Annotated in this window: 6 protein-coding genes, 1 rRNA gene and 1 other annotated feature (1 of these 8 running past the window's edge); of the genes, 2 read left to right on the plus strand and 5 right to left on the minus strand. The window is 38.1% G+C overall.

Annotation, left to right across the window (positions count from 1 at the left end):
• Positions 1-239: a binding site (T-box leader), on the minus strand; it reaches 14 nt to the left of the window's first position.
• Between the two features lie 161 nt (positions 240-400).
• From NC799_RS14550 to NC799_RS14565, 4 genes are all read right to left on the minus strand, one after another.
• Positions 401-1,324 carry a glycine betaine ABC transporter substrate-binding protein gene (locus NC799_RS14550; protein ID WP_272447169.1) on the minus strand — a complete coding sequence of 308 codons (924 nt, stop codon included), beginning with the start codon at positions 1,322-1,324 and terminating at the stop codon, positions 401-403.
• Between the two features lie 421 nt (positions 1,325-1,745).
• Positions 1,746-3,272 (minus strand): alkyl hydroperoxide reductase subunit F, encoded by a 1,527-nt coding sequence (gene ahpF / locus NC799_RS14555; protein WP_272447170.1) that lies wholly within the window; start codon positions 3,270-3,272, stop codon positions 1,746-1,748.
• A gap of 15 nt (positions 3,273-3,287) precedes the next feature.
• Positions 3,288-3,851 (minus strand): alkyl hydroperoxide reductase subunit C, encoded by a 564-nt coding sequence (ahpC, locus tag NC799_RS14560; protein ID WP_272447171.1) that lies wholly within the window; start codon positions 3,849-3,851, stop codon positions 3,288-3,290.
• Positions 3,852-4,073: 222 nt separating this feature from the next.
• A complete protein-coding gene (locus tag NC799_RS14565; RefSeq protein WP_272447172.1) occupies positions 4,074-4,637 on the minus strand; it encodes an NAD(P)/FAD-dependent oxidoreductase in 564 nt (187 codons plus the stop codon).
• A gap of 645 nt (positions 4,638-5,282) precedes the next feature.
• On the opposite strand from NC799_RS14565, the gene NC799_RS14570 reads away from it, so the two are divergent.
• The gene (locus NC799_RS14570) at positions 5,283-5,426 is read left to right on the plus strand and encodes a hypothetical protein (protein WP_272447173.1); all 144 of its coding nucleotides are present in this window, start codon (positions 5,283-5,285) and stop codon (positions 5,424-5,426) included.
• A gap of 200 nt (positions 5,427-5,626) precedes the next feature.
• The gene (locus NC799_RS14575; RefSeq protein ID WP_272447174.1) at positions 5,627-6,856 is read left to right on the plus strand and encodes a TolB family protein; all 1,230 of its coding nucleotides are present in this window, start codon (positions 5,627-5,629) and stop codon (positions 6,854-6,856) included.
• A gap of 77 nt (positions 6,857-6,933) precedes the next feature.
• Here the strand turns inward: NC799_RS14575 and rrf are convergent.
• Positions 6,934-7,049: ribosomal RNA gene (gene rrf / locus NC799_RS14580) — 5S ribosomal RNA — on the minus strand.
• Positions 7,050-7,059 lie beyond the last annotated feature (10 nt).

The following is a 7,059-nucleotide window of genomic DNA, read 5'->3' on the forward strand; positions in this document are numbered from 1 at the left end:
ACCCGTGGTGCCACCTTCATTCGCTTATGGTAAATATAAACGCACTCTCATGTACAGAACGAGCGGTCTACTCATCGATACACCTGTCTCTTTTATCGGAAGACTTTCCGCCGAAGCCTACTACTAGTTCAGCTTGGTTGCTCAGAAGCCCATTCAACAAAAGTTCCACACTGATTTCCACCAACCATCAGCTCTCTAACGTGTTCTTTCTGTTTACTTCTCTTCATCACTGCATTTTGAATTATATCTAATTTACTGAATGTTATAACAATTAGTATCAATAGTCAATCCCAAAATATTTTTTAAGCAAAGGGGCAAGCTCTGGTACTTCTACAGAACCTAATAAACACAAAAGGAGCCTTCGCTTTGGAATTAAGATAAAAAAAGACGGTTCCAGTGCTTACTCTGCAGGCTCGAGATCTTCAATCGAATCAATGTCCATATAGGTTGGTACGGCTAACCCAATCTTTGCACCTTCTAAGTTTGGTCCTAATTCTTCAAATTGACCTTCATACTCTTCATAAAAAGCACCATGTGTTGTTGGCATCCACGGAGAAAGGGAAGCATCAACGTCACCTGATGAAATTGCTCCAAACAAAACAGAAGGATCAACTACTGTAAGCGTAACATCAAACCCTTGTTGTTCTAATACTATTTTGGCTACATTCGCTGAAAATAACTCTGTATCCCAAGAAGTTGAAGCTAAATTTATCGAAGTACCATCAACAGATTCTACACCTTCTGTCCATGTTGAAACCTTTTCCTGATTCCCATCCACCCATTCTTGAGCTACTGCTTCAAATTCAAAATCCATTTCTTGAGCTTTTAGTAGGGCAGCTTCCATTTCTGGTAATTCCCAATGAATTTTATCTAAAATCGTATAAGCATTAGGCATATCATCTTTTAAGCCTCGCCTTACAATTGTAGTAATGTATTCCTCGTCACCAAAGACACCTTTAGGATCTTCTAAGTACTTTAAATCCCATTTTGCAAATTTATAGTGAGGAGACCATGCAGCAACAATAATAGGTTCTTCGTTATCAATAGCATTACCTAACGCTGTTAACATGGCAGCTGAAGAAGCTGTTTCTTGTTTCCAACCAGCTAGACTTTCATACTCAGCTATAGCCTTTTCATTTGTCTCCGTTTGACCAGCCCCGGGCTCAATACCAGTAATCGTATATTCCAATTTTTCACTAACACTCGTTGTAGCCTCCGGTTTGTCACTTTCTCTTCCATTGTCTGCTTGTCCACAACCAGCTACTACAAGAGATAATGATAACCCAGTAATTATCCCTAGTTTTTTCCACGTAAAGTTAAACATGTATAACACTCCTTTAGTTAGTTCTACGTTGCTACTATTTCTTTATGTAGCAGTTTCCTCTAGTCTTGTTTCTTATTTTGTAATAAAAAACAAGACTAATTGATTGAAAACATAAAGTATTATCTTAAATTGTATATGTCTTACATGCATCATTCAAACGGTAAATTTAATAAATATTATACATATGATACGAACCATTTAAACGCTGAAAACATTTAGTAGATATTCCGTATATATCCTTTAAATTACTCCTTATATCCTAAGTAGAAGTTACCCTTAGCTTGGGAACTTTTTATTTAGAAATTCGACAATTCTTTCAAAATGAGAAAAGCGCCGGGAGCTAGACAGCTCTTGGATCTTTTTAAAAAAAGCCGGTTCCCCTACTTCCTTCAAAAGGAAGCAGAAGAACCGCCCCGCGCTTCTAGTTACGTATTAGATAATCAAATGCACCAAGGGCGGCTGTTGCTCCGGATCCCATGGAGATAATTATCTGGTTATAGGCGCTATCGGTACAATCCCCTGCAGCAAATACGCCTGGGATTGAGGTAGCTCCGTGCTTATCAACAATGATCTCGCCCATCTTACTACGCTCAAGTGTACCTTCTAACCATTCGGTATTTGGTACAAGTCCGATTTGGACAAATACACCTTGTAATTCAATATGATGTTCTTCTCCTGTGTCACGGTCTGTATAAGTAAGACCATTAACATTATCCGTACCAGTAATTTCTTTTGTTGCAGCGTTCGTAATAACTGTTACATTTGGTAAGCTGTACAGGCGATTTTGAAGAACTTGGTCCGCTTTAATCTCTGGTGCAAACTCAACAACAGTCACATGTTTGACAATACCTGCTAAGTCAATGGCAGCTTCGATACCAGAGTTACCGCCGCCGATAACAGCCACATCTTTACCTTCGTACAATGGACCATCACAGTGAGGGCAATAGGCTACCCCTTTGTTCTTTAGTTCATGTTCACCAGGAACGTTAATATTACGCCAGCGCGCACCTGTTGAAATGATGACCGTTTTACTCTTCAGAACGGCACCGTTTTCGAGTTCGATTTCAACCAGATCTTTTTTTTCTAAACGCTTGGCACGTTGTAAGTCCATGACATCAATATTATACTCTTTGACATGCTCTTCAAGTGCTTGAGCAAGCTTAGGTCCTTCTGTTGCTTTGACACTGACGAAGTTTTCAATACTTAAGGTATCGAGAACTTGACCACCAAAGCGTTCCGCAACAATTCCGGTACGAATCCCTTTTCGAGAGGCGTAAATGGCTGAACTTGCACCAGCTGGGCCACCACCAACGACAAGAACATCATACGGCTCTTTCTCGGTAAACTCTTCTGCATTTGGTCCCTCGCCCAATTTAGCAAGAATTTCTTGAATGGAAATACGACCACCATTCCAAAACTCGCCGTTTAAGTATACAGCAGGGACAGCTCGTACATTTCGTTTTTCTGCCTCTTCCTTATTTACCGCACCATCAATCATCGTATGAGTGATATTAGGATTAAGGACACTCATGATGTTCAGAGCTTGTACAACATCCGGACAGTTGTGGCAGCTTAAGCTAACGAACGTCTCAAAATGATATTCTCCACTAATATTTTTCACCTGGTCAATAACACTTTGATCCACCTTAGGCGCTCGCCCACTTACTTGTAATAGTGCCAATACGAGTGAAGTGAATTCGTGACCTAACGGAATACCAGCAAAAACAATTCCCGAATCTTCCCCAACACGATTTACACTAAAGCTAGGGGTACGATCTAATTCAGTTTCTTCTACTGAAATTTTTGATGACATAGTAGCTATTTCATTTACAAGTTCTAAAATATCGTTTGATACCTTATCAGAACCTGCACTAACCTTTAGAACAATGTCATTTTCTAATAGTTCTAAGTATTGGTTTAATTGTGCTTTTATATCTTTTTCAAGCATGCTTGTTTACACCCCTTAGATTTTACCTACTAGATCAATACTTGGCTTCAGTGTTTCACTTCCTTCTTTCCATTTAGCCGGGCAAACTTCGCCAGGATTGTTATGCACGTATTGTGCTGCTTTAATCTTATCAATTAGTCCGCTTGCGTCACGACCGATTCCTTCTGCAGTAATTTCAGCAGCTTGAATGACGCCGTCCGGATCAATGATAAATGTTCCACGATCAGCAAGTCCTTGTTCTTCACGTAGTACTTCAAAGTTTTTAGGTAGATTTAAAGATGGATCACCAATCATGGTATATGTAACTTTTCCGATTGCTTCTGATGACTCATGCCATGCTTTATGCGTAAAGTGAGTATCTGTTGAGCAAGAGTATACTTCTGCACCTAGTTCTTTTAAATTTGCATATTCATTTTCAAGGTCTTCAAGTTCTGTGGGACATACGAAAGTGAAATCTGCTGGATAAAAGCAAAGCACTGTCCATTGACCTTTGAAATTTTCTTCTGTTACCTCTACGAAATCTCCGTTTTTGTAAGCTTGTGCTGTAAATGGTTTTACTTTAGTACCTATTACTGACATGTCTAAATTCCTCCTAGATGATTGTTTAAATGAGTGATTTTTGTATAATTATTAGCATACAATAATTATTATAATTATAGTACAGTTGTAATTATGTTAAAATGAGCTTGCATTGTCAAGAAAATGCACTCACTTTTTGTCGCAAAAAAGGTCATCTTGATTATCATCTACCAAACTGGAAAAAATATACACAAAAAACAAAGAAACCGTCCCTGTAATTGGTTACTTTTTCAAAACATCATGATCAACATAGCGCTCGCCATCGATCTCGCTTAGTAGGTTAATAGCTACGTTTGCACCATTTCCGGCTGTAATAATCGTATGGACGCTGACGCCTGCAATTGTTCCTGCTCCCCAAATGCCCTCAACATTTGTCTTGCCTTGTTCATCTAAATCTAAAATTGTTTTCACACGAGGTTCCGTGCCTTCTTTTGTCTTTAGACCGATTTTCTCAGCTAAATCTGTTGCAAAACCGGTAGCCAAAATAACATGCTGCGCTTGATACGTTTCTTCATCTGTCTCTACGGTAAATCCACTATCATCTTTTGTAATATTCGTAACAGTTGCGCTCACATAATCTGCACCATACACACTAGCTTGCTTCCGTCCTGTTTCAACAAGGTCAGGTCCTTCTACGTCAACGACACCATAGTGATTTTTTACCCAGGCACGCTTAGTTACACCTTTATTATTATCAATAACAACTGTTTTCTTACCTGCCTTTGCTGTGAAAATAGCTGCACTTGACCCAGCAGGTCCTCCGCCAACAATTAAAACATCATACATTGTGAATCCTCCCAATTAATAGTATTCAATTTGATTGTAAACTAATGGTAAATATTAGTAAACTAATTGAACTTCTGACAGAACCAGGTGGGCCAAGACAGTTAGAATGAGTGTTTTTCACTGTCAAAAACCATTAGAAAAGCAAGTTGGATTAACAATAGCTACCAGACAATTATAAGAATGGTTGGTTAAATTTATTTTGGCCTATGTAGACGACAGTTTACTAGATGAAAATCAACGTCTAATGATATTTTATCTTTTTTCTTTTCGAACAACGATCACAAACTAAGAGATCTCTTTCCGCTACGGTATTTATTATCTTGTTACACTTCATGCAACGATCTTGATGCTCAAGCTTTTCACGTTGACCTAACCGGTAACCCATACGATCATCTCCTTTTCTTCAATTGTATTCAACCATAAGGAGATGGTTTCTACTTTTTTATAATTTTTTCATCACAGCTATTACCAATAATTTCAAAAAAATTACTTTTGCATAATACTAGTTTCGTCCTTTATAATGGAATAATAAATGATAATGCGCCGTATACTACTATATACCTTTATATACAAGATTATATCACTTATTATCTTTTGTTTTCTCGCTCTATCTTTTATTCACTAACATTTAGGGAGGTGTATTCAATGACTGTATTATTTACTAAAGCAAAAGAATTAATGGAAAAGGATGATTACAATCAGCAAACTGATTTCTTTAAGCACTCCAAAAATCCTTCAACTAATAAGAAGAACTTAAGTGCTTTCTTTAAACGGAAAGCTAAGAAATAATAAGGAGCACGAGTATATCTTAGAGCATCTATAGTGGGAGCGTCTTGTAGTTTAAAAAATACAAGATGCTCCCACTTTCAATAGTAAGAGACCGTTTCCCAGTCCCCTCATTCGAGAACCCCCTCCCTAATCCCTATTACATATTTTAAAAAAATAGACAGATATTAGAGGTAAAACGCATAATGAAAGGAATACATGGCATGAAATTATTTATGACATTGGTAATTATGCTGGTTTTATTACCAACGACTGTAGAAGCTGCAAATAGCAAAGCTGGCTTTATCCGAAGTGGAAACGTATGGATTTATATGGACGGTGAGGAAACACAAATAACTGATAGTGGCAAGGTGTTTGAAACTCTAAAGTGGTCTCATGACGGGAAATGGTTACTCTACCAAGAACAGACTACAGACGTACACCATAGTAGCCAAGAACAAAATGAGCTTTGGGCCTATGAAGTAGAAACAGGAGAAAGGAAGAAAGTTTTTTATGATGGGTATTCGCCAAAATGGTCTCCCAATAAACCTATAATTGCCTATCAAGATAAAGGCATCTTAGATATTTCAGATTTAAATCAGTTTTATAATATCGCATCAGGTGTAGATAGTTACTCCTGGTTACCAGATGGCAGCGGGTTTTTGTTATCATCAGCCGGAAACCTAAAACCAGATGGTTGGTCTAGTGCAACTCTTTATACGAAAAAGCTGAATGACAATTACGGAGATACTAATTTGTTTGGTGGTGTGAAGGAACTTTTTACTTTACCAAAAGAAGTTGGCTTCGATGGCAAAAGTATCCTTGCAGTCAACGCAAGTCACTTTTCTTATTCCCCTACTAACAAATGGATTTCGTTTATCGTGTCGCCGACAGCATCCTGGTCAATGGATAGTAATATGCTTTGTGTCCTTTCTAAGGATGGAAAAAAATTCGAAGTATTAGATGAAGTTATTTTCGGTGTTGGCGAACCAAAGTGGGCTCCTTCTCGGGATATAATTGCTTATATTGCAGGTGGTGGCCGAATTGTGTTTGGCTTTAAAAATAAGGATCTCAAGCTACAAGAAATGCCTGTGTCGAACACGTACACACCACCAAATTTTATGGAGCTTGATTTTGATTGGATTTCAAATAACGCCATCGTCACGTCGAGAGTAGAGGAGAAAGAGTGGTCCAATGACATTAGAAAACAACCATTACCGGCTCTATACGCAATTGAAGTTAAAAAAAGTAAACAAACACAAATTACACACCCACCAAAAGGATATGGTGATTACTCACCTCAGTATGTGAAGTCAATTGATAAGCTAATTTGGTATAGAGGGACTTCGTTAACCGATCCAGAAAAAAAGCTATGGATAGCGAACACGGATGGCTCTAATGCGAAAGAATGGATGAAAGATGTAGATAGTATTGAATTTTATAGTGGAAAATAAATTTTAAAAAAGACTCAACTAGTTGGTACACTAATTGAGTCTTTTCTATGGTTGAAAATTTAATTAATTAAATAATAGCCTGGCGACGTCCTACTCTCACAGGGACAAAGTCCCAACTACCATCGGCGCAAAAGAGCTTAACTACTGTGTTCGGCATGGGAACAGGTGTGACCTCTTTGCTATAGCCACCAGATCTTTTATGA

Source organism: Aquibacillus salsiterrae (assembly GCF_028416595.1).
Lineage (GTDB): Bacteria > Bacillota > Bacilli > Bacillales > Amphibacillaceae > Aquibacillus_A > Aquibacillus_A salsiterrae.

What these genes read in the sequence shown, in the direction of transcription:
- NC799_RS14575 (WP_272447174.1), top strand. Translation starts at nt 5,627, where the DNA reads ATGAAATTATTTATGACATTGGTAATTATGCTGGTTTTATTACCAACG.
- NC799_RS14565 (WP_272447172.1), bottom strand. Translation starts at nt 4,637, where the DNA reads ATGTATGATGTTTTAATTGTTGGCGGAGGACCTGCTGGGTCAAGTGCA.
- ahpC (WP_272447171.1), bottom strand. Translation starts at nt 3,851, where the DNA reads ATGTCAGTAATAGGTACTAAAGTAAAACCATTTACAGCACAAGCTTAC.
- ahpF (WP_272447170.1), bottom strand. Translation starts at nt 3,272, where the DNA reads ATGCTTGAAAAAGATATAAAAGCACAATTAAACCAATACTTAGAACTA.
- NC799_RS14570 (WP_272447173.1), top strand. Translation starts at nt 5,283, where the DNA reads ATGACTGTATTATTTACTAAAGCAAAAGAATTAATGGAAAAGGATGAT.
- NC799_RS14550 (WP_272447169.1), bottom strand. Translation starts at nt 1,324, where the DNA reads ATGTTTAACTTTACGTGGAAAAAACTAGGGATAATTACTGGGTTATCA.